Here is a 724-nt window from a genome sequence, read left to right on the forward strand (position 1 = left end):
TGCTGGGCGGGCGCGACGACGAAGCCGACCCCGCCATCGCGCCGTTCCTGATGGCCGCGCTCCAGGTCGGCTGGACCAGCCGGGCCAGCCAGCTCGCCGAGGCCGACGTGCCGGCGCTCGACGTGCACACCGTGTGCCCGGCATGCGGCACGCTGCCGGTGGCCAGCATCGTGCGCATCGGCGGGCGCTACCAGGGCCTGCGCTATCTCCATTGCGCGCTGTGCGCCACCGAATGGCACATGGTGCGCATCAAGTGCAGCCATTGCGAATCCACCGAGGGCATCGCCTACCACGTCGCCGAGAACGAGACGGCCCGGCGCGAGGCCACGGAAAAAAGCGACGGCCTGCACGCGGTCAAGGCCGAGTCCTGCGAGCACTGCCATACCTACCGCAAGATCTGCTACATGGAAAAGGACATGGAGGTCGAGCCCGTCGCCGACGACCTCGCCACGCTGGCGCTGGACGTGCTGATGGGCGAGGCCGGCTACGCGCGCGCCAGCGGCAACCCGCTGCTGTGGCAGGGAGCGCAGTCTTGAGCGCGCTCGACGACGGCACGCCCGCCATGCCCGCCATGCCCACCGCGCCCGCCCTCGCCGGGCCGGCGGACATTCCCTCGCTCGACCGCCTGCTCAACGCGCCCGAGCTGCAGCCGCTGCTGGCCAGCCACGGCCGCACCCAGGTCACGGCCACGCTGCGCGGCCTGCTCGACGGCTGCCGCGCGCAG

General features: G+C 72.2%; 1 protein-coding gene and 1 pseudogene. Both read left to right on the forward strand.

Annotated elements, in window-relative coordinates; genetic code table 11:
* Window positions 1–536, forward strand: a 536-nt coding sequence (gene fdhE, locus K206_RS0136890) for a formate dehydrogenase accessory protein FdhE (RefSeq protein ID WP_020207196.1), incomplete at its 5' end; no start/stop codon positions are given.
* Window positions 533–724 (forward strand): annotated as a pseudogene (locus tag K206_RS0136895) (hypothetical protein); the annotation flags it as partial. The gene fdhE and the pseudogene K206_RS0136895, both read left to right, overlap by 4 nt.

Origin of the sequence: Cupriavidus sp. WS, from assembly GCF_000395345.1 — a bacterium.
Lineage (GTDB): Bacteria > Pseudomonadota > Gammaproteobacteria > Burkholderiales > Burkholderiaceae > Cupriavidus > Cupriavidus basilensis_B.